At 36.6% G+C, this 20999-nt stretch carries 19 protein-coding genes; 12 read left to right on the forward strand and 7 right to left on the reverse strand.

The features are described from left to right. Positions 1 to 3486, reverse strand: a complete 3486-nt coding sequence (locus AP75_RS04010; protein WP_088263656.1) for a glycosyltransferase family 117 protein — start codon at positions 3484 to 3486, stop codon at positions 1 to 3. Positions 3487 to 3707: 221 nt separating this feature from the next. Here AP75_RS04010 and AP75_RS04015 point away from each other — a divergent pair, with 221 nt between their 5' ends. From AP75_RS04015 to AP75_RS04030, 4 genes are all read left to right on the forward strand, one after another. Next, positions 3708 to 4745, forward strand: a complete 1038-nt coding sequence (locus tag AP75_RS04015) for a PLP-dependent cysteine synthase family protein (RefSeq protein WP_088263657.1) — start codon at positions 3708 to 3710, stop codon at positions 4743 to 4745. A gap of 110 nt (positions 4746 to 4855) precedes the next feature. Next, the gene (locus AP75_RS04020; RefSeq protein ID WP_088263658.1) at positions 4856 to 6130 is read left to right on the forward strand and encodes an aminotransferase class I/II-fold pyridoxal phosphate-dependent enzyme; all 1275 of its coding nucleotides are present in this window, start codon (positions 4856 to 4858) and stop codon (positions 6128 to 6130) included. A gap of 84 nt (positions 6131 to 6214) precedes the next feature. Beyond that, positions 6215 to 6625 (forward strand): nucleoside diphosphate kinase regulator, encoded by a 411-nt coding sequence (gene rnk, locus AP75_RS04025; protein WP_088263659.1) that lies wholly within the window; start codon positions 6215 to 6217, stop codon positions 6623 to 6625. Positions 6626 to 6726: 101 nt separating this feature from the next. After that, positions 6727 to 8907, forward strand: coding sequence for a B12-binding domain-containing radical SAM protein (locus AP75_RS04030; RefSeq protein ID WP_088263660.1), 2181 nt, complete (start codon positions 6727 to 6729; stop codon positions 8905 to 8907). A 53-nt stretch (positions 8908 to 8960) separates the two neighbouring features. Here AP75_RS04030 and AP75_RS04035 read toward each other — a convergent pair whose 3' ends face one another. Continuing rightward, the gene (locus tag AP75_RS04035) at positions 8961 to 9242 is read right to left on the reverse strand and encodes a FoF1 ATP synthase subunit delta/epsilon (RefSeq protein ID WP_031502359.1); all 282 of its coding nucleotides are present in this window, start codon (positions 9240 to 9242) and stop codon (positions 8961 to 8963) included. Between the two features lie 80 nt (positions 9243 to 9322). Beyond that, the gene (gene atpD, locus AP75_RS04040) at positions 9323 to 10834 is read right to left on the reverse strand and encodes a F0F1 ATP synthase subunit beta (protein WP_088263661.1); all 1512 of its coding nucleotides are present in this window, start codon (positions 10832 to 10834) and stop codon (positions 9323 to 9325) included. Between the two features lie 100 nt (positions 10835 to 10934). On the opposite strand from atpD, the gene AP75_RS04045 reads away from it, so the two are divergent. Next, positions 10935 to 11855, forward strand: coding sequence for a bifunctional riboflavin kinase/FAD synthetase (locus AP75_RS04045; RefSeq protein ID WP_031502357.1), 921 nt, complete (start codon positions 10935 to 10937; stop codon positions 11853 to 11855). Here AP75_RS04045 and AP75_RS04050 read toward each other — a convergent pair. Next, entirely contained in the window at positions 11852 to 12205 is a 354-nt protein-coding gene (locus AP75_RS04050) for an MmcQ/YjbR family DNA-binding protein (protein ID WP_031502355.1), read from the reverse strand. The genes AP75_RS04045 and AP75_RS04050 overlap by 4 nt on opposite strands. Positions 12206 to 12306: 101 nt before the next feature. Between AP75_RS04050 and AP75_RS04055 the strand changes: the two genes are divergently transcribed. Beyond that, positions 12307 to 12963: an NAD(P)H-binding protein gene (locus tag AP75_RS04055; protein ID WP_088263662.1), complete on the forward strand. Its 657-nt coding sequence runs from the start codon at positions 12307 to 12309 to the stop codon at positions 12961 to 12963. Between the two features lie 57 nt (positions 12964 to 13020). Here AP75_RS04055 and frr read toward each other — a convergent pair whose 3' ends face one another. After that, entirely contained in the window at positions 13021 to 13575 is a 555-nt protein-coding gene (gene frr, locus AP75_RS04060; RefSeq protein WP_031502779.1) for a ribosome recycling factor, read from the reverse strand. A gap of 114 nt (positions 13576 to 13689) precedes the next feature. After that, entirely contained in the window at positions 13690 to 14403 is a 714-nt protein-coding gene (gene pyrH / locus AP75_RS04065; protein ID WP_031502781.1) for a UMP kinase, read from the reverse strand. A 133-nt stretch (positions 14404 to 14536) separates the two neighbouring features. On the opposite strand from pyrH, the gene porQ reads away from it, so the two are divergent. The 5 genes from porQ (at position 14537) to AP75_RS04090 (ending at position 17656) form a co-directional block, all read left to right on the forward strand. Continuing rightward, positions 14537 to 15535, forward strand: a complete 999-nt coding sequence (gene porQ / locus AP75_RS04070; protein ID WP_031502783.1) for a type IX secretion system protein PorQ — start codon at positions 14537 to 14539, stop codon at positions 15533 to 15535. 74 nt (positions 15536 to 15609) lie between these two features. Beyond that, complete coding sequence (cmk, locus tag AP75_RS04075) at positions 15610 to 16284, forward strand: (d)CMP kinase (protein WP_031502785.1); 675 nt, start codon at positions 15610 to 15612, stop codon at positions 16282 to 16284. Between the two features lie 102 nt (positions 16285 to 16386). Next, complete coding sequence (locus tag AP75_RS04080) at positions 16387 to 16770, forward strand: YtxH domain-containing protein (protein ID WP_088263663.1); 384 nt, start codon at positions 16387 to 16389, stop codon at positions 16768 to 16770. A gap of 76 nt (positions 16771 to 16846) precedes the next feature. After that, on the forward strand, positions 16847 to 17155 hold the full coding sequence (locus AP75_RS04085; protein ID WP_088263664.1) for a phage holin family protein: 309 nt from the start codon (positions 16847 to 16849) through the stop codon (positions 17153 to 17155). A 3-nt stretch (positions 17156 to 17158) separates the two neighbouring features. After that, a complete protein-coding gene (locus AP75_RS04090) occupies positions 17159 to 17656 on the forward strand; it encodes a hypothetical protein (protein WP_031502788.1) in 498 nt (165 codons plus the stop codon). 27 nt (positions 17657 to 17683) lie between these two features. Here AP75_RS04090 and AP75_RS04095 read toward each other — a convergent pair whose 3' ends face one another. Further along, on the reverse strand, positions 17684 to 18412 hold the full coding sequence (locus tag AP75_RS04095) for a TrmH family RNA methyltransferase (RefSeq protein WP_031502789.1): 729 nt from the start codon (positions 18410 to 18412) through the stop codon (positions 17684 to 17686). Between AP75_RS04095 and tamL the strand changes: the two genes are divergently transcribed. Further along, the gene (gene tamL / locus AP75_RS04100; RefSeq protein WP_088263665.1) at positions 18398 to 20974 is read left to right on the forward strand and encodes a translocation and assembly module lipoprotein TamL; all 2577 of its coding nucleotides are present in this window, start codon (positions 18398 to 18400) and stop codon (positions 20972 to 20974) included. The genes AP75_RS04095 and tamL overlap by 15 nt on opposite strands. Positions 20975 to 20999 lie beyond the last annotated feature (25 nt).

Here is a 20999-nt window from a genome sequence, read left to right on the forward strand (position 1 = left end):
TTACTGAGTTGCTTTCATGATCGCATTGGTAATCTGTTCTTCTTTCTCCTTGGAATACGTGGAATCATAAGGATTCATCACATCGAAAAGATAAGTGTAGAAAGGCGTAATTTTCTGTACTTTTTCGGCCTCTTTGAAAGCTTTCTCTTTACCCATCGCCTGCAAATTTTTGGTAAAAGCATTAAAGCGCTGATCAATGGGTTCGATGGATTTCACTAAATAATTGTACCCTTTATCTTTTTGTCCAATTCTATTGTAAGCATCGGAAACTGCAGCAATCACCAATGAATATTCCATCGGTTTGGTGCGCATTTGTTTTGCAACAAATCGTTGTTCATCTGGTGATAGACTGCTGTAATAATCGTATTCGGTGAATATTCCTTTCTTGAGCTCTTCGGCCAATTGCAGACCTTTTTGCTCTTGCCCAGAAACAATGTAGCCGTAAACTATTGAACTCAGCGAGCGAGGATCATCATATTTAGCCACAGGAATTTCTCTGGAAGCCAAATCTAAAACTTCTATTGCTTTTGCTTTTTGTCCGGAAAGTGCAAGCGCTTCTGCTGCACGACTTGCTGAACTTCTGTAACTTACAATATTCTGGGTACAGGTTTCATCAAAATGAGTACTTAAATCCTTGAAATTGCCCCACTTGTAGTTTTTAACAATATTATATAATGAATTTCCATCTACTCTACCCAATTCTCCATCTTCGCGTTCTTCGGTATAAATCGGAACTAAACGATAGCTGAAACCATCATACTGCAAATAATTGCTGAGATAGAAGATATTTTCAGGATCATAAATTCCGCCGGTGGAGAAATTGATAGGTCTTTTCCAATCGAAATTTGCCAGAATATCGAGCATCATCAGATTATTTTTGAACATGCTGTTGCTCTTATAATCGATAGTGAATTGATCCACCGCTTGTGCGGCATCACTTGCTTTCATAATTCCGGACTTCACGGCGTTGGCTTTGTTTACCGGTAAAACAAATTTAGAAACAGGCAAGAAATTAAATTTTTCATATTTCGCCTCACCAAAAAGCATTTTTAGGATTTGATCTTTATCATCAGATTTTGTCTTGATGAAATTCATGGCTTCTTTTAAAGTCATTGAATCTTGGACAAGGAACTTTCGGAAACCGGCAAAAGTAGTTTCCGGAGCACCCTGATCTTTCAGGTTGGCAAAGACGTTTTTCCAATCTTCCGGGCTCATCAGGTAAACCTGATCATTGGTGCCGTCGCGATAATCTTGATGCAATAAAGACGAAGGAACAGGCATAGAATTATAGGTTCTTCTTTTCACTTGGTCGATATTCCACGGTGTAGAAAGTAGCGTGAAATTTACCACTTTCACGTCATCTCGAAAGCCGGAAGTTTCCTGCAACCCCCAAATTGGGTAGGTATCATTATCACCATAAACAAAAAGAATATCGTTTTTAGGTAAAGATTTCAGCGTTGAGTATGCATAATCGTAAGCTGCGCGTCTTCCGCTTCTGTCGTGTACATTATAGTTCTGAAAACCCATCATGAAAGGAACTCCTAACAATACAATTCCTGCAACGACATTCGCAACATTCGATTTTACTTTTTCCTGAATAAACCACAAAATCGCGGCTGCTCCTAAACCGATCCAAATCGCGAAAGCATAAAATGAACCTACCATCGCGTAATCTCTTTCACGCACCTCGAAGGGTTTTACCCCAGTATAAAAAATAATTCCGACGCTGGTTAAGATAAATAATGCCAGAATTGCGTAGAATCTTCCGAAATCTCTGTTAAGCTGGTAAAAGAAACCAAGCAACCCAAGAATTAATGGTAAAAAGAAAAACGCAACCGTACTTTCATTTTTAAATTTCGCGGGCATTTTACTCTGGTCTCCCCACAAAGCATTATCGATGAAAGGAATCCCGGAAATCCAGTTTCCACGGTTATTTTCCATGTGTCCCTCGAGGTCGTTTTGTCTTCCAACGAAATTCCACATCAGGTATCTTACAAAGTAATATCCGTTTTGGAAAGTAATGAAATAATCTAAATTTTGGCTTAAAGAAGGTCTTTGAACATTGATTAAATTATAAGGTTTCACGGAAAGATAATCATCTACAGTAATACTTCCTTCTTCATATTTCTTTCTTAAATCTTGAAAAATCTTTTGCGCTTCCGGGTTTTCTGCGATCTCATCATTGGCATAATTAAATGAAAAATCGGGTGCGCCGTACATCGAAATGTAGTTTGCCATCACCGCTTTGTCTTCATTAAACATTCTCGGCATGAAACTCACATGATCTGGGCTGTACACGTAATTAAAACGCTCACCTACTTTGCGGTAAGTTCCTGTTTGCGCGTCTTTTTCATAAACATCACCTGTTTTTTTGGTTTTATAGCTTCCGTCTTCGTTTTTCTGAATTCCATTCGCATCAAGATAAGCGGTATAATTTTGTCCATAGAAAGTTGGCCAATCTCCGTACTGCTCACGGTTGTAGTAATCGAGCATTCCGATTGCGTTGTCCGGATTGTTAAGGTTCATCGGTGGATTAGCGTTTGCACGAATCGGAATGACCATCCAACAGGAGAAACCAATAATCATAAAAATCACTGAAAGCGCAATGGTTTGATAGATTTTTTTACCGGATTTCTTAGCATATTTTAAAGCAAAATAACACATAGAAATTAGGATAATAAATGCGATAATTGTTCCTGAATGGAAAGGTAAACCGATTCCATTTACCGCGAAAATCTCCGTCTTGCCAAAAAGCGTCATAATCAAAGGGAAAATTCCTTTGAAAACAATAGCTAATATGATTAAGGTAAATACATTTGCCCAAATAAAACTCTTCCAAGTAAATTCGTAATTTCTAGCATAATAAATCAAACAAACTGCCGGGATCGCAAGCATTCCCATCATGTGAACACCTACGGAAAGGCCTGTGACAAAGAATATTAAGATAATCCATCTTTCGTTATCGGCATCATGATATTCGTTTTCCCACTTGGTAATCAACCAAACGAGAAGTGCGATAAACATTGTCGCCATCGAATAAACTTCTCCTTCAACCGCCGAAAACCAAAAAGTATCCGAAAAAGTGAAACACAAAGCTCCCACCGCTCCCGCAAAGAGAATTGAAATCTCCTGACGGGTAGTGATTTGATCAAAATCTTTATTAAGAAGTCTTCGCACCAAATGAGTAATCGTCCAAAACAAAAGTAGAACGGTCAACGCACTGAATAGCGCAGACATCGCATTGATTACCACGGAATAATTTTCACCATTTCCGAAAGCAAACATCGCCGCAACCGCACCTATCAGCTGGAAAAGAGCCGCGCCTGGAGCATGGGTAACTTCCAGTTTGCTAGCCGAAGCAATATATTCTCCGGTATCCCAAAAACTGAAATTAGGCTCAATAGTTGACAGATAAGTAATAAAAGCAATTACGAAAATCACCCATCCAGTAAGGGTATTCCATTGTTTAAAAGACCAATTTTTCATATATAAATTCAATCTTGCGAAAATAAGGTTTTTAATTTATTAAGAATTGATTTTAACAAAATTTAAATGAAAAATTGTTTTTCAATTCAACAAATTTTCACTAAAAATTTTACAAAAAATGTTTAGAATCACTACCAAACAATCATATCCTATTAATTTAGTTATTTTTTATTTTATTTTTGTATTTTTGCAGACGGATTTATAGAGAAAAATGACGAAAAATGACTAATGTTCACGATAATATTCTGGGATTAATCGGTAAAACACCTTTAGTAAAACTAAATACTGTTACCAAAGACATTCCTGCTACGGTTTATGCCAAACTAGAATCATATAATCCCGGCCACTCTACCAAAGACCGAATCGCCATCCATATTATAGAAGCTGCCGAAAAAAAAGGCCTTCTGAAACCTGGCTCTACAATTGTAGAAACCACTTCCGGAAATACCGGTTTTTCGATTGCGATGGTATCAATCATCAAAGGTTACAAATGTATTTTAGCTGTAAGCAATAAAACTAAAAAAGAGAAGATTGCTTATTTAAAAGCTTTAGGAGCAACAGTATATATTTGCCCAGCAAATGTTCCGGCAGACGATCCTAGATCTTACTATGAAGTTGCGAAAAGAATTGCTTCAGAAACCCCAAACTCGATTTATATCAATCAATATTTTAATGAATTGAATATTGATGCACATTACCAAACAACAGGTCCGGAAATTTGGGAGCAAACCGAAGGAAAAATCACCCACCTTATAGCTTGTACCGGAACCGGAGGAACACTATCAGGATCTGCTAAATTTTTGAAAGAAAAAAATCCTAACATCAAAGTAATCGGTGTAGACGCATCGGGATCAATCTTGAAAGGATTCCACGAAACAGGGAAAATCAATAAAGATGAAATTCATCCTTACCAAATCGAAGGTATGGGAAAAAATTTAATCCCGGCCGCTTTACTTTTTGATAAAGTAGATGAATTTGTAAGAGTAAATGATGAAATGTCGGCATACAGAACCCGAGAAATCGCTTTAAAAGAAGCAATTATGGGCGGTTATACCACTGGTGCAGTTACTCAAGGGCTTTTGCAATATTCCAATTCTCACGAATTTTCCAAAAATGATGTGGTAGTTGCAATTTTCCCGGATCACGGTTCCAGATACATCACCAAAGTTTATAGTGATAAGTGGATGGAAGAACAAGGATTCATCAATAATTGTGTACATAATTACGATGAAGTTTTCAAAACAGAAATCATCAAATAATTCATTAATAAAAGCATTGGAAAACCTTTTTGTATCACACAAAAAGGTTTTTCATATCAAATTTTGTTAACTTTGCCAATACTTAATTTTTATTCTTAAATAAATACATAATGACAGATATTTTTGATCGGTTACGACAAAACCCTGGACCTCTCGGCCAGTTTGCAGATTATGCAGAAGGATATTTCGTTTTTCCGAAATTAGAAGGTCCTATCGGCCCAAGAATGAAATTTCAGGGAAGAGAAGTGGTTTTCTGGAGTGCCAATGATTATTTAGGTCTTTGTAACCACCCAGAAGTTTTAGAAGCTGATGCCAAAGCTGCTGCCGAATACGGAATGTTTTATCCAATGGGAGCTCGCGCGATGTCCGGAGAAACCGAACAACATCAGCAATTGGAAAGAGAGCTCGCAGAATTTGTAGGTAAAGAATCAGCTTATCTTTTGAATTTTGGTTACCAAGGAATGGTTTCTACCATTGATGCATTGGTTTCCCGCCATGATGTTATCGTTTATGATGCCGATTCACACGCTTGTATCGTAGATGGGGTGCGTCTTCACATGGGTAAAAGTTTTACCTTTAAACATAATGATATTGCGAGTTTAGAGAAAAACCTCGCTCGTGCGACTAAAGTAGCAGAAGAACAAGGCGGCGGAATTTTAGTTATTACTGAAGGCGTTTTTGGAATGCGCGGTATGCAAGGAAAACTCAAAGAAATTTGTGAGCTGAAATCTAAATTCAACTTCCGACTTTTAGTTGATGATGCTCACGGTTTTGGAACTTTAGGAGCAACTGGTGCAGGTGCTGGTGAAGAGCAAGGTTGCCAAGATCAAATCGATGTTTATTTTTCAACTTTTGCGAAATCTATGGCCGGTTTCGGTGCATTTATCGCTGGTGACAAAGACATTATCAGAATCTTAAAATACAATCTTCGTTCACAAGTTTTCGCTAAATCCTTAACAATGCCAATGGTAATCGGAGGTTTGAAAAGATTGGATTTACTTCGTTCGCGACCGGAAATCAAAGCAAAACTTTGGGAAAATGTAAACAAATTACAAAATGGTCTTAAAGAAAGAGGATTCAATTTAGGAAACACCAATACTTGCGTAACTCCAGTAATGATGCAAGGTTCTACAGTTGAAGCTACTCTTCTTGTAAAAGATTTAAGAGAAAACTACGGAATCTTCACTTCTGTGGTAATTTACCCCGTTATTCCAAAGGGCATGATTCTTTTGAGATTAATCCCAACGGCTTCTCACACCGACGCTGAAATCAACGAAACATTGGATGCATTTGATGCAATTCACGATAAATTAACCTCTGGTTTCTACAAAGAACAAGAGCAAAAACTATTGGAAGAAAAAGGTTTATCCTTTAAAGCATCATAGAATTTTTCAGAGAAATTTATAAAATTATAAACCGCTTGAAAAATTCAAGCGGTTTTTTTATACCCTAACAAAAAATACACTATCATGAAACAAATATTGATTACCAAACAAGATTTTACCCGAATTCATAAATCCATCAGCGACGCAAAACAGAACAACAGCATCAAGAAAGAAGAAGCTGAAAAACTTTTGAATGAACTTCACTCTGCGAAAATTGTAGAGTCTGAAGAAATTCCAGCGGATGTGGTGACCATGAACTCTGTGGTAAAAATTCATTTTGAAAACAACAGAACGACCACCGAATTCAAAATTGTTTACCCCGACCAAGCAGATATTAAAGCAAAAAAAATATCTATTTTTTCACCGGTTGCATCAGCACTAATTGGGTATCGCGTGAAAGATGAAATCGATTGGATCGTTCCTTCCGGAATGACAAAAATTATCATCGACGAAATCATCTACCAACCTGAAGCTGCTGGAGATTTCGACTTATAAAACCAAAATTTAAAAACCGGTTGATGATTTCAATCGGTTTTTTCGACTCTAACCAATCCTTTTATCTGAAAGATTTAAAATAAATTTGCAAAAATATTCTTGTGAAAGACTTGCTCCTCATCACCCCACCTTTTACGCAACTCAATACGCCTTATCCGGCAACGGCATACTTGAAGGGTTTTCTTAATACAAAACAAATCTCCAATTTTCAAATTGATTTGGGAATTGATGTTATTTTGCAACTATTTTCTGCGGAAGGTTTACAGCATGTTTTTATTCAAGATTTTCCTGAAAATTCCTCACCCAATTCCCAAAGAATTTTTGCATTAAAAGATCAATACATCAAAACAATCGATCAAGTAATTCTATTTCTACAAGGTAATAATCCTACTTTGGCAAGACAGATTTGCAGCCATAATTTTCTGCCGGAAGCTTCTCGTTTTCAGCAACTCGATGACCTGGATTATGCATTTGGAAACATGGGTTTACAAGATAAAGCCAAACATCTCGCAACACTTTATTTAGAGGATTTGTCCGATTTCATTGTTGAAAATATTGATGAAAATTTTGGATTTAGTCGCTATGCGGAAAGATTGGGAAGAAGCGCAAATTCTTTTGATGAAATTTATGCTGAGCTTACCGCATCGCCCAGTTTTATTGATCAAATTACTTTAAAAATTCTAAAGGAAAAATTGGACGTCATTCAACCCAAATTGGTTTGTTTTTCAGTGCCATTTCCTGGCAATTTGTATTCAGCTTTCCGAAGTGCACAATTCATTAAGAATAATTATAAAAACACAAAAGTCGCGATGGGCGGCGGTTTTCCGAATACGGAATTAAGAGAAGTTAATGATCCTCGGGTTTTTGAGTTTTTTGATTTTATTACATTGGATGACGGAGAATTGCCTGTAGAATTAATATTTGAAAGTTTAAAAGCCGAAAATCCAGAATTTAAAAGAACGTTTTTACTCGAAAATAATCAGGTTGTTTATAAAAATAATTCTTCCAAAAAAGATTATCGCCAATCGGAAATTGGAACTCCTGATTATACCGATCTCCCACTCCATCAATATATTTCAGTGATCGAGATCGCCAATCCAATGCACAGTTTGTGGAGCGATGGCAGATGGAACAAACTCACCATGGCGCACGGTTGCTATTGGGGTAAATGCACTTTTTGCGATATTTCTTTAGATTACATCAGACTTTACGAACCAATTTCGGCAAAGATTCTGGTTGACAGAATCGAAGAATTAATCGCAACCACGGGCGAAACAGGATTTCATTTTGTAGACGAAGCTGCTCCTCCAGCTTTGATGCGTGAAGTTGCTTTGGAAATATTGAGAAGATATTTGGTGATAACATGGTGGACCAACATCAGATTCGAGAAAAGCTTTACTGCAGACTTATGCTACTTACTGAAAATTTCCGGTTGTGTAGCTGTTTCCGGAGGTTTGGAAGTTGCTTCAGATCGATTGCTAAAGCTCATCAAAAAAGGAGTTTCTGTAGCCCAAGTTGCCCAAGTAACCAGGAATTTTACGGAAGCGGGAATTATGGTTCATGCCTATTTGATGTACGGCTACCCTACCCAAACCGAACAAGAAACCGTTGATTCATTGGAAATGGTAAGACAAATGTTTGAAATGGGAATTCTGCAAAGTGGTTTTTGGCATCAATTTGCGTTAACTGCACATTCGCCAATCGGTTTGAAACCCGAGGAGTTTGGAGTGACACCTGTGCAAAAAGAGATTAGTTTTGCTAATAATGATATTGAGTTTACCGATGAGACGAATATCGACCATACAAAATTCAGTTTTGGGCTAAAAAAATCGCTTTTCAATTATCTTCATGGAATCAATTTTGAAATTCCTTTGCAGGATTGGTTTGATTTTAAAATTCCAAAAACTACGGTAGATCCCAATTATATTCATGATTGTCTTTTGGATGATGAAAACTTCAAATTTAATGGCAATTCTAAAATAGTTTTCCCGATAAATGATTTCATCGCAGAAAGTATCCTTAAAACGAAAAAAAATATTTCTTATCAAAATACAAAACTCACTATTCATTTGAAAACCAATGTTCTTTCCATCCTTTTGGAAGAGGAAAAAGCAACCTGGCTGATGAAAACTATTAAATCAAACCCAATTCAGCATTCCAAATTAATCACTTTACAACAACTAAAAGATGATTATGAGGAAACGATGGATGATTTTGAATTGTTTTGGTTCTCAAAACCGGTGATACAACTTCGGGAAAACGGAATCATACTGCTTTTATAAAAAAAAATCCCACCTTAATTAAAAGATGAGATTTTTTTATTATTTAAAGAAATTTATTCAGCTAGAATAATTCCTTTATTGTTACTGAATTCGATAACACCACTTTTCACCGGGAAAGAAAATACGCTTTCTTTTTCGTTTTCTTTCGTGAAATTTTTCGCGTATTTGTCATCTATTTCGTTAGTAAAAACTTTTACTTTACCACCGATTAATGACGCTACTATTGCGGCGTGATCTTTCATGATATGGAAATCGCCATTTTTTCCGGGAAGTAAAACTGATTTGACATCACCTTCAAAAACTACAAATTCCGGGGTTAGTATCTTTATATTCATTTCTATTTAGATTTAAAGATTTCAGATTTCAGATTTCAGACAAAAAGTCTAATGTCTGTTTTCTGAGTTCTTGTGCCTAATTATGCGTTTTCCGCTAACATTTTCTCACCAGCTTCGATAGCTTCTTCGATGGTTCCTTTCAAGTTGAAAGCAGCTTCTGGTAAATGATCTAATTCGCCGTCGATAATCATGTTGAACCCTTTGATGGTATCTTTGATATCAACCAAAGCACCTTTCAGACCTGTAAACTGTTCTGCAACGTGGAAAGGCTGAGAAAGGAAACGCTGAACTTTTCTTGCACGGTAAACTGAAAGTTTATCATCTTCTGAAAGTTCTTCCATACCAAGAATCGCGATGATATCCTGTAATGCTTTGTATTTCTGAAGAATTTCTTTTACTCTTTGTGCACAATCGTAATGCTCATCACCTAAAATTTCAGGAGTAAGGATTCTAGAAGTTGAAGCCAATGGATCAACAGCAGGATAAATACCTAATGAAGCAATTTTTCTATCCAATACGGTGGTTGCATCCAAGTGAGCAAATGTTGTAGCCGGCGCTGGATCCGTAAGGTCATCCGCAGGTACATAAATCGCCTGTACAGAAGTAATGGAACCGTTTTTAGTTGAAGTAATTCTTTCTTGCATTGCACCCATTTCAGATGCCAAAGTTGGTTGGTAACCTACCGCAGAAGGCATACGCCCAAGAAGTGCAGACACCTCAGAACCCGCTTGTGTAAAACGGAAAATGTTATCAACGAAGAACAAAACGTCTCTACCTTGTCCTTGTCCATCTCCATCACGGAAATATTCGGCGATTGTTAAACCTGAAAGCGCAACTCTTGCTCTTGCTCCAGGCGGCTCGTTCATCTGTCCGAAAACGAAAGTACATTTAGAGTCTTTCATTTCTTCCATATCCACTTTGGATAAATCCCATCCTCCATTTTCCATAGAGTGCATGAATTCATCACCGTATTTAATAATGCCAGATTCTAGCATTTCTCTCAAAAGGTCGTTCCCTTCTCTGGTTCTTTCACCTACACCGGCAAAAACCGAAAGACCACCGTGTCCTTTTGCAATATTATTAATCAATTCCTGTATCAATACCGTTTTACCAACACCTGCTCCACCGAACAAACCAATTTTACCACCTTTTGCGTAAGGCTCTACAAGGTCGATTACTTTAATTCCTGTAAAAAGTACTTCGGCAGAAGTAGAAAGTTGATCAAATTTCGGAGCTTCTCTGTGGATTGGCAAGCCGCCGACTTCTTTAGAAACTTCTTGGATACCGTCAATCGCATCACCTACTACATTGAAAAGTCTTCCGTAAACGCCTTCTCCTGTTGGCATAGTAATTTGTCTGCCTTGAGAAACTACTTCCTGACCTCTCTGAAGACCATCAGTAGCATCCATTGCGATACATCTTACTGAATCTTCGCCAATATGTTGTTCTACTTCCAGAATTACCTTGTTACCATCAACTTTAGTGATTTCCAATGCGTCGTAAATCTTCGGAAGCTCTGCTGCATCTGTGAAAACTACGTCGATTACCGGACCGATAATTTGAGAAATTTTTCCTTTAATTTGGTTTGCCATTGCTAATTTTTTTCTTGAGTGCAAATATAATGAAAGTTCCCAAATCTACAATTGCTTAAAAAAAAGATTTTTATCATATTTGCAAAACAAATTTTTCCTCTTGAAAATCACTGAAAATTTATCGCAATATTCTTCTAAAACGCCTCTTGCATTATCCATTGGTATTTTTGATGGCGTACATATCGGACATCAATCTATCATCAAAAAACTTAATGCTATTGCTCGTAGAAAAAACCTGGAGTCTGCAATTCTTACCTTTTGGCCACACCCGAGAACGATTTTCAACCCAGATGACGATTTAAAATTCTTAAATACCATCGAAGAAAAAATTTATCTTCTGGAAAAAAAAGAAGTGCAGAATTTATTTTTAAAAGAGTTTGATGAAGAGTTCCGCAATTTAACAGGTGAAGAATTTGTAAAACAAGTTTTGGTCGAAAAACTCAACGTGAAACATTTAATTATCGGTCACGATCATACTTTTGGCAAAAACCGAAGCGGCGATTTCAGTTTGTTGCAAAAAATGTCTTCCGAATACGATTTCAAAGTGGAACAGGTAGAAGCAGTCGATTTTCAGGACAAACACATCAGCTCCACTCAAATCAGAAATGCGCTTTTGGGAGGAAATGTGAAGGAAGCCAACGAAATGTTGGGCTACGTTTATTCCGTTTCAGGAAAAGTAGTTCACGGAAAAAAAATTGGCAGAACCATCGGCTATCCTACAGCAAATATCGCGGCTGATCCAGCGAAACTTTTGCCAAAAAAAGGTGCTTATATTGTGGATGTTTTTGTGAAAAACAAACATTACAAAGGAATGCTAAGCATCGGAACCAACCCGACTGTAAACGGAAATTCGCTTTCCACGGAAGTTTATATTTTAGATTTTAATGGAGATATTTATGATGAAATAATTTCGGTGAATTTCAGAGATTTCCTCCACGATGAAATTAAATTTGAATCTCTTGAAAAACTGATCGAAAGATTGGATGTAGACCAGAAACTGACCGAAAATTTCAATTTCTAAGCATTCAAAACCTCTTCCCTTTTCTTTTTAGTTAAAGAATTCAGGATTAAAACATAAGAATGATCAATCATTTTTTTTATTAAATCACGTTTCAAACCTTCACACAACACCGAATTCCAGTGGGTTTTATTCATGTGATAAGCTCCGGTAATCTGCGGATGTTTTTCCCGAAGTTCTTCGCTCCATTCCGGATCGGTTTTTACCGCAATACTTAATGGCTGCTTTTCCAGAGCCATAAGCAGAAACATTTTTCCGCCAACTTTCAGCACCAAAGTTTCTTTATCAAAGGGAAAAGTTTCTTCAACTCCTTTTTTGGCGAGGCAATAATCCAGTATTTCGTTGGCATCCATAATTTTAAATAATGATTAAATCTGATTTTTAGAACAACTATCTCAAACAAATTTAGTAATTTTAAAAAAGAAAAATATTCATTAACGATAATTCAATAAAAATGAAAGCACTTGTAATCGGCGCAACTGGCGCAACGGGAAAAGATTTGGTTTATAAATTATTGAATGACAAAGATTATGATGAAGTAAATATCTTCGTTCGGAAACCGATGAATATACAGCATCCGAAACTGAAAACCCATGTTGTAGATTTTGATAAACCCGAAGAATGGAAAGATTTGGTAAAAGGTGACGTTGCTTTTTCTTGTCTAGGAACTACTTTGAAAGCAGCGGGAAGCAAGGAAGCTCAGCGAAAAGTGGATTATAATTATCAATACAATTTTGCAAAAATGGCAAAAAAAAATAATGTGGAAGATTTTATTTTAGTTTCTTCTTACGGAGCCAGCCCGACATCGCAAATATTCTATTCGCGGATGAAAGGCGAGCTGGAAGAAAGTATAAAAGCACTTCATTTCAACAAACTAACAATTTTTCAACCCGGAATGCTCGATCGAAAGGACACCGAAAGAACCGGTGAAGTTTTGGGCGGAAAAATTATCAAATTCGCTAATAAATTTGGAATTCTGACTCAGCAAAAGCCTTTGCCAACCGATATTTTAGCCCAAGCAATGATTAATTCTTCTAAAATAAAATCGTACGGCTATGCCAAAATAAAACTCGGAAGTATTTTTGCTTTTGCGGAGAAAACCAATGGATAAATAAAACAGAAAGCCCTGAAATCCAGGGCTTTTATTTGTATTACATCTCATTGAAAGTTATACTTTCATAATTTCAGCTTCTTTCAATTTCAAATGTTCATCGCACATTTTCACGTACTGATCGGTAAGTTCCTGAATTTTTGCCTCACTTCCTTTGATCAAATCTTCGGAAACACCTTCTAGTTTTTTCAGTTCTTTCATGCCGTCTTGGCGGGCATTTCTCACTGTTACTTTCGTTGCTTCAGCTTCACTTTTTGCAGTTTTTGCGAGTTCGCGTCTTCTTTCTTCTGTTAAAGGCGGAACATTAAGAATGATATTTTCACCATTATTCATCGGTGCAAAACCAAGATTTGAATTGATAATCGCTTTTTCGATGGCACCAATTGCAGTTCTGTCCCAAGGTTGGATTGAAATCGTCATCGCATCGGGAACCATCACGTTTGCAACCTGATTAAGAGGTGTAGGCGCTCCATAATATTCTACCATTACATCCTGAACCATCGCTGTTGAAGCGCGCCCGGCTCTGATTTTCTGAAAAGCGTGATCCAAATGCTTGATTGCTGCATCCATTTCCTGCTTCACCACGTTTACAATAAGTTCTAATTCTTCCATAAATGTTTAGTTTCTGGGGTTGAAAATCTTATTCACCTTATTATATATTGTTGTGAATAAACTTTTTTAATTTTTAAATTGAATGATCCCGATCGATAAAACGGGAGATTTATTTTATTTATTGCTGTTCACCAAAGTACCAATGTTTTCGCCTTCTACGATTTTCAGTAAATTGCCTTCTTTATTCATATCAAAAACGATAATTGGCAAATTGTTTTCATGGCTCAAGGTGAACGCTGTCATATCCATCACTTTTAATCCTTTTTCGAAAACTTCATCAAAAGTAAGAGAATTGAATTTCACCGCATTATCATTTTTTTCTGGATCAGAATCGTAAATTCCGTCTACCCGGGTTCCTTTTAAAATAACATCAGCACCAATTTCGATAGCTCTCAAAGTAGCTGCAGTATCTGTAGTAAAATAAGGATTCCCCGTTCCTGCTCCGAAAATAACCACTCTACCCTTCTCCAAATGTCTTGTTGCTTTTCTTTTGATGAAAGGCTCTGCTACTTTGTCCATTTCGATTGCAGATTGTAATCTTGTAAAAATTCCGGCATCTTCCAAAGCTCCTTGCAACGCCATCCCGTTGATTACGGTTGCCAACATTCCCATGTAATCGCCCTGAACTCTATCCATCCCTTTTGCAGCACCGGCTAAACCGCGGAAGATATTTCCGCCACCGATTACGATGGCAACTTGGCAGCCTTTATCGACAACTTTTTTTATTTCTGCGGCATAATCTTTCAGTCGGTCATTATCAATTCCGTATTGTCGGTTTCCCATTAAAGCTTCGCCACTAAGTTTGAGAAGAATTCGTTTGTATTTCATTTTTTACTAGTATTACTTTTTTTGCTCTGCAAATATAAGGAAACGCAAATAATTCCGTTAATAGATTTATATTTACTGAGAAATATTTTGAAAAAAAATTAAAAAAATTATTTTTGCAAACATTAATACAGATTTGAAAAAACTTACTGCCTTTTCTGCACTGCTTATTTCAACCGTTTTTTTGGCTCAGGAAGGAACCAATGTATATGCATTCCTCAACACGCCGGTTTCTGCAAGACAAGCAGCGTTGGGTGGTGATGCGGTTTCTATTCGGGATTATGATGTAAGTTTTGTTGCAACTAACCCCGGTTTGATGAATCTGGAACAAGACAAAATGATTTCATTGAATTACGCTTCTTATTTAGCAGATTCAAAATATGGAACGATCAGTTATGTAAAAGATTTGCAAGAAGGACATCTCATTTCATTTAATGCAAAATACATGGATTATGGAAGGATGCCGAGAACCGATGAAAGTGCCGTTATCGACGGAGAATTCGGAGCGATGGACGCATCTGTAGGTGTTGGTTACGCTTATCAGTTTGAAGAAAATTGGACTTTCGCCGGAAGCGCCAATTTCGTAAGTTCAAAAATCGACAATTATACTTCGATGGCCGTAGTTGGAAATGCCGGAATTACCTATCATAACGAGAAAACCAATGAAACGTTGGCTTTAGTTTTCCGTAATTTCGGATATCAATTTAAAACCTTCAATGGAGTTCGAGAAAATGTAGCTTTCCGGGTAGATTTGGGTTACACAAAAATTCTCGATGAATTTCCGGTCGCTCTTACGATTACCGCACACGATTTGCAGAAACTAAATATTTCTCAGGATTATAACAATAACGGCCAAGAAATCAACTGGACAAGAAAATTTGCTGATCATTTTTCTTTCGGTGCGGAATTATTTCCTCAACAAGCATTCAACATTCGGTTTGGCTATAACGTAAAACGCGGAAATGAGCTTGCAGTGCTGGATCAGAGAAGCTTCACCGGACTTTCTGCCGGTTTTGGAATCAAAATTTCATCTTTCCGTTTCGATTATTCCCATATGAGATATCATAATTCTTCGAATGTTAATATGTTTGGGCTTACCTTGGATCTGATTGAAGTGGGCGGAAACCGTCGCTAAAAATTCAATTCAAAAATCATCTTTTTCCTTTTTAATCATTTCTCAAATTCAAAAAAATTGATGAAATTTGCGTCATGAGAAAACCCGTAATCGCCATTGATGGCTATTCTTCCACCGGAAAAAGTTCCATCTCCAAAGTCATCGCCAAAAAACTCGGACTGATTCATATGGATACCGGCGCGCTTTACAGAGGCGTTACCTACTTCGCAATCAAAGAATGCTCTGACGAAAACGAAAAAATTGATCTCGAAAAACTCTTCAAAAATTTGAATCAGATTCATTTGGAATTCAAGAAAATAGATGAAGAACTTATTCTTTTTCTCAATGGAAAAGATATTTCAAAAGAAATCCGAACCAACCAAGTTTCTGCCAATGTAAGTTTAATAGCTAGCCAGAAAGAGGTTCGCGATTATTTGATGGAAACCCAACGTTCGATTGCCGAAAAAGGAGGTGTAATAATGGATGGTAGAGATATCGGAACAGTAGTTTTGCCGGATGCTGATTACAAATTTTTCCTTACAGCAAGTATTGAGGAGCGCACGAAAAGACGTTTTTTGGAACTGAAAGGTTTAAAAATAGAAACCACTGAGGATGAAATAAGAGAAAATCTCATTTCACGCGATAAAATTGATAGTGAAAGAGCAATTGCTCCTTTAAAAAAAGCGGACGATGCAATCTTAGTTGATAATTCTTCAATGACCAAAGAGCAAACAATTAATTATATGCTTTCTTTTATTTCTGATATTTAACAAAATTTTAAGACTGAAATCAATTTAATTGGTATATAAATTGTAACTTTATGGTCGTGGAAACGCAATTAAAAAATTTATTAACTATTAAAAAATAACAAAATGTCTAAAAAAGGAAATAATGCAGCTGGAGTATTAGCAGGATTGCTTGCAGGAGCTGCTGCAGGAGTAGTATTAGGAATGCTTTACGCACCTGAGGAAGGAAAAGAAACTAGAAAAAAAATTAAAACCAAGGCCAACGATTTAAAAGATCAAGCAGTTGACCAATACGGAAAGGTTACAGAAAAAGCAAAAGAGCAATTTCAGGAAGTATCCGGAAAAGTAAAAGATCAGTATGGTAATATTTCTTCTCAAGTGAAAGAAACTGCTGATAAAGTGGTATCTTCAGTAAAAGAAGGTTACGATAAATACAAAGACCAAGCGATCGCAAAAACAACAGAAGTTGTAAAAGATGTAGAAAACGAATTAGACGGATTGAACTCTTAAGATTCCGTTTTTATTCTTTAAAATAAAAAGGAACTTTCTCTTAAGTTCCTTTTTTTGTAATTTTAAAAAAAATATTATGCTCGACCTTGTAAAAGAATACGCATCGAAAAGATTAGACCTCCTGAAAATGGAAGCTACGGAGAAATCATCCATCACCGCAGGAACTCTTGCCATTCTGATAATGGTCGCCATTGCAGGTTTTTTCTTTATTATTTTACTCAATTTTGGACTTGGATTTCTCATCGGAAGCTATTTGGGGAATTATGCATACGGATTGCTCATTATATCGGGATTTTATCTTTTAATTCTTCTTATTGTAATTCTTGCACGGAAGTCTATCAAAAATTCCATCGCCAATAAGATCATTAAATCATTAAACGACTAAATTATGGGATCGAAATACAATAGCTTAGACGAGCTGAAAAGAAAAAAAGCGCTTCTGAAGAAAGAAATCGCCGAGATGGAGGATTTGATCACTTTTGATAATACTAAGGAAAGCTTAAGTGCGTTCACCAACGGATTTACCGACAAATATTTGAAGGAAGAAACCCAACCCGATGGCGAAAAAAAACTGGCAATTAACACCAACGAAATTGTAAAAGAATTTTCTAACAGCATGAAGGATAAAGTTCTCAACCGAAATTCCGTTTACGGATTCGCCAAAAGCGACGCCGGAATGAATCTCGTTGAAAATGCCTTAAAAATTGGTGCTGTTTCTTTTGTAGGAAATTATGCTAAAAAAAGTCTTTACAACGCGAGCTGGAAAAAGAAAATCATCGGTTTGGCTCTCATCTATTTAGCGCCAATCGTTTTGAGATTTATTCGAGAAAAACTGGAAAATTACCAAAGAAACAAAACCGCTTCAAGTCTTGAGCAATTGATATAAATTTAAACCGCAATGAAGCGGTTTTTTTTATTTTTCTGAGAAAATCTGGCCTAAAATAATTCCTGCTGCCATCGAAACGTTTAAACTTTCGGTAGATTTCGATTTGCCAAAACGGGGAATCGTGATTTTATGGGTTAAAAGTTCTTCAATATTCGGACGAATTCCGTTTCCTTCGTTTCCGAGGATTAAATTAAACTTTTCTGGGAAATCAAACTGATAGAAATTTTCCCCATCCATATCGGTTCCGATAATTGCTGCAGTGGAATTTTGAAGATAATTTTCGATATTCTGATAATTAATATTAACTCGAAGAAAAGATCCCATACTCGCTTGGATCACTTTCGGATTATAAAAATCCACCGTGTCTTCACTGCAAATTATTTGTTCGATTCCAAACCAATCAGCAAGCCGGATAATTGTTCCCAAATTTCCAGGATCCTGAATTCCATCCAAAACCAATTGGATAGGAACATCAGCCAAAAATTTAGGTTCTAGCAGTTCGCAAACCGCTACCGAATCTTTCGGATGTTGCAAAAAACTTATTTTTTTGAGTTCTGAATCCGAAATTTCTATAATTTTCACACCATCAATTCCCAACTCGCTGGGATTTACTGTGAAAATTTCTTGAATTTTATAGCGAGAAAGCGGGATTTCTTTGATGGTTTTATTACCTTCAACCAAAAACAAATTGTATTTTTGTCTGAACTTCTTTTTGTATAAAGACTGTAAAATTTTTATTTTATGAGCCGTAAGCATGTATCAAAATATTTCCAAAAGTATTACTTATTTTTTGCTTCTGCAATGACCATAGCATTTCTATATGCCTGCAGCACTACAAAAAAGGTTCCCGATGGTGAATTTCTTCTTACAAAAAACAATTACAGATTTGAAGACGGGAAAATTTTTGAAGATCAAATCCCCAATTACGTAAGCCAAAAACCCAATAAAAAAAATCTCTTCCTGTTTCCCATCGGACTTTGGATGTACAATGCAACGGATCCGAAATACGACTCGATTTTGAATGAATACATGACGTATCCTTCGGAAATGAGAAACCAGAAACTTCGGGATTCGCTTTTCATTAAATACAATCATCCGGAATATGTTGGTAAAAGTCTTTTTTATGAAAGATTCATGCACAGTATTGGGCAACCACCGGTAATTTTAGACCAAGGAAAAACCGAAACAAGCGCCAATTCCATCCGAAAATTTTTTGTTTTTAAAGGCTATTGGGATACTGATGTGAAATTCAGTCACGATTTAGATTCTGCATCGAAAAAAGCGAAAGTCGATTACTTGATTACTCATAAAGATCCTACCTACATTAGCGAATATTACTACAATATACCCGACCAAGCGATTAAAAGCATCTATGAAGAGCAATTATCTAAAAGTTTGGTAAAAGGTAAGCAAATCCTGGATCAAACTACATTGGAAAATGAGGTAAAAAGAATCAACGAAATGGTGAAAGATCGTGGATATTATAAGTTCAATAATTCCAGTGAAGAAATATATTTCACTGCGGATACGCTTCAAAGCAGAAAGCAAGTTCCTCTGATCATGGACATTCACAGCGATTCTTTGGATACTCCTTATCGAATCACAACGATTGGAGACATCAAAGTTCATTATGTCGAAAAATTATCGGATACTTTAGAAACAGTGAAAGATTCACTTTTAGGAATAAATTTCTATAAACTTGATGATCAGTACAAATCGATCTCACTTTGGCGACCAATCATCCTGGAAACCGGTGAAGTTTACAATCAGCGAAACTTGGATCTTACCAAAAGAAACATCGCTTCGATGAACAACTTCAACATTTTAAAGTACAACGAAACTCTTCGCAAAGGAAACGACAGTATTTTGGATGTGAGTTATTACCTTTCTCCGCTTGCGAAATACGATTTCAAAGTGGCTACTGATATCAACTACTCGCAAATTCTCAATTTTGGAGTCTCGCCGTCAGTTGATTTAACGACGAGAAATATTTTTGGTGGCGCAGAAAACCTTACGACCAGTGTTTCCGGAATTTTCGGTTCGGTAGTGAATACAAAAGATGAAACGAAACGAAGTTTAGCATACGAAATTTCCGCACAAGCTTCCTTAAATTTTCCAAGACTTCTGCTACCATTCAAATCTTGGAAGGTGATTCCCAAACGCTACTCTCCTACTTCATCAATTGTTTTGGGAGCTTCGGTTCAAGATAATATCGGTTTGGGAAGAATTGGTTTTAATGCTGGTTTAAATTATTTTGCAAATGTGAACGACATTGTTTCCCATCGATTAACGCTTTTCAACAGCCAGCTGAGTTTAACCCGAAACAAAGATCGTTACTACGATTTCTTCCCGAACGATCGATTGGCGGTAGACAATGTTCATCAAATCTATTTTCAGTCGCATCCCGAAATACAAACCCAATTGAATAATGGAGAAATCACTTTCGACCAAGTATCGCAGACGATTAATAATGACTTAGATTTTCAAAATAGTCTTAACCCAGATCAGCAAAACCAATATTCCACTTTTATTCAAACTTTAATCAACAAAGACCGCCAAACGCAAGATGTCTTGATTTCTTCGGTCATTTATAATTTTATTTATAATGAAATCGGGAAAAAAGACAGGCCAAATCCTTTTTATTTGAATGCTAAATTTGAATCTGCCGGGAATATTTTCAGCATCTTCAATAGTAGAGAAGAAGTAACAGGATTGGTTTCAGGAAGCTCTAAAAAGATTTTCGACATTCCCTATTCTCAATTTGTGAAATTCGATTTTGATGTAAGAAAATATTTTAGTTTTTTCAATGATAAACATACTTTGGCTTTACGCCAGTTTATCGGAATCGGAATTCCTTATGGAAATTCTTCTACCATGCCTTTCGTACGATCTTATTTCAATGGCGGTTCCAATGATATTCGGGCGTGGCGAGTTTTCGGTGGATTAGGTCCTGCAGATTCTCAATTGGACGAAAAAGTGCGCGCTTATATCATGGACAATGTAAAACTCACGACTAATATCGAATATCGAATGCCATTTACCAAAATGTTTGAAGGCGCTGCTTTTATCGATGCCGGAAATATCTGGAGTTTAAAGGACAATGGTTTTGGTGACGAGTTTAAATTCAATAAATTCCTTTCCCAAATGGGAGTCGGAACCGGTATTGGTTTAAGGATTAATGTGGCGTACATCACGCTTCGTTTGGACGCAGCTTACAAAGTTTATGATCCCAACAAACCCGTCGGCGACCGATGGGTGATTCAGAAATGGCAACCTCTGAAACCTGTGCTCAATTTTGCCTTTGGTTATCCTTTTTAATGATACAATTAATATAAAAAAACCG

Origin of the sequence: Kaistella haifensis DSM 19056, from assembly GCF_000735695.2 — a bacterium.
Taxonomy (GTDB): Bacteria; Bacteroidota; Bacteroidia; order Flavobacteriales; family Weeksellaceae; genus Kaistella; species Kaistella haifensis.

Bases quoted from the DNA above. Each gene is read 5' to 3' on its own strand.
- tamL (WP_088263665.1), top strand. From the start codon at position 18,398: ATGAGCCGTAAGCATGTATCAAAATATTTCCAAAAGTATTACTTATTT.
- AP75_RS04095 (WP_031502789.1), bottom strand. From the start codon at position 18,412: ATGCTTACGGCTCATAAAATAAAAATTTTACAGTCTTTATACAAAAAG.
- AP75_RS04085 (WP_088263664.1), top strand. From the start codon at position 16,847: ATGCTCGACCTTGTAAAAGAATACGCATCGAAAAGATTAGACCTCCTG.
- AP75_RS04080 (WP_088263663.1), top strand. From the start codon at position 16,387: ATGTCTAAAAAAGGAAATAATGCAGCTGGAGTATTAGCAGGATTGCTT.
- AP75_RS04050 (WP_031502355.1), bottom strand. From the start codon at position 12,205: ATGGATGCCAACGAAATACTGGATTATTGCCTCGCCAAAAAAGGAGTT.
- AP75_RS04090 (WP_031502788.1), top strand. From the start codon at position 17,159: ATGGGATCGAAATACAATAGCTTAGACGAGCTGAAAAGAAAAAAAGCG.
- AP75_RS04010 (WP_088263656.1), bottom strand. From the start codon at position 3,486: ATGAAAAATTGGTCTTTTAAACAATGGAATACCCTTACTGGATGGGTG.
- pyrH (WP_031502781.1), bottom strand. From the start codon at position 14,403: ATGAAATACAAACGAATTCTTCTCAAACTTAGTGGCGAAGCTTTAATG.
- AP75_RS04015 (WP_088263657.1), top strand. From the start codon at position 3,708: ATGACTAATGTTCACGATAATATTCTGGGATTAATCGGTAAAACACCT.
- atpD (WP_088263661.1), bottom strand. From the start codon at position 10,834: ATGGCAAACCAAATTAAAGGAAAAATTTCTCAAATTATCGGTCCGGTA.
- rnk (WP_088263659.1), top strand. From the start codon at position 6,215: ATGAAACAAATATTGATTACCAAACAAGATTTTACCCGAATTCATAAA.
- AP75_RS04055 (WP_088263662.1), top strand. From the start codon at position 12,307: ATGAAAGCACTTGTAATCGGCGCAACTGGCGCAACGGGAAAAGATTTG.
- cmk (WP_031502785.1), top strand. From the start codon at position 15,610: ATGAGAAAACCCGTAATCGCCATTGATGGCTATTCTTCCACCGGAAAA.
- frr (WP_031502779.1), bottom strand. From the start codon at position 13,575: ATGGAAGAATTAGAACTTATTGTAAACGTGGTGAAGCAGGAAATGGAT.
- AP75_RS04020 (WP_088263658.1), top strand. From the start codon at position 4,856: ATGACAGATATTTTTGATCGGTTACGACAAAACCCTGGACCTCTCGGC.
- AP75_RS04035 (WP_031502359.1), bottom strand. From the start codon at position 9,242: ATGAATATAAAGATACTAACCCCGGAATTTGTAGTTTTTGAAGGTGAT.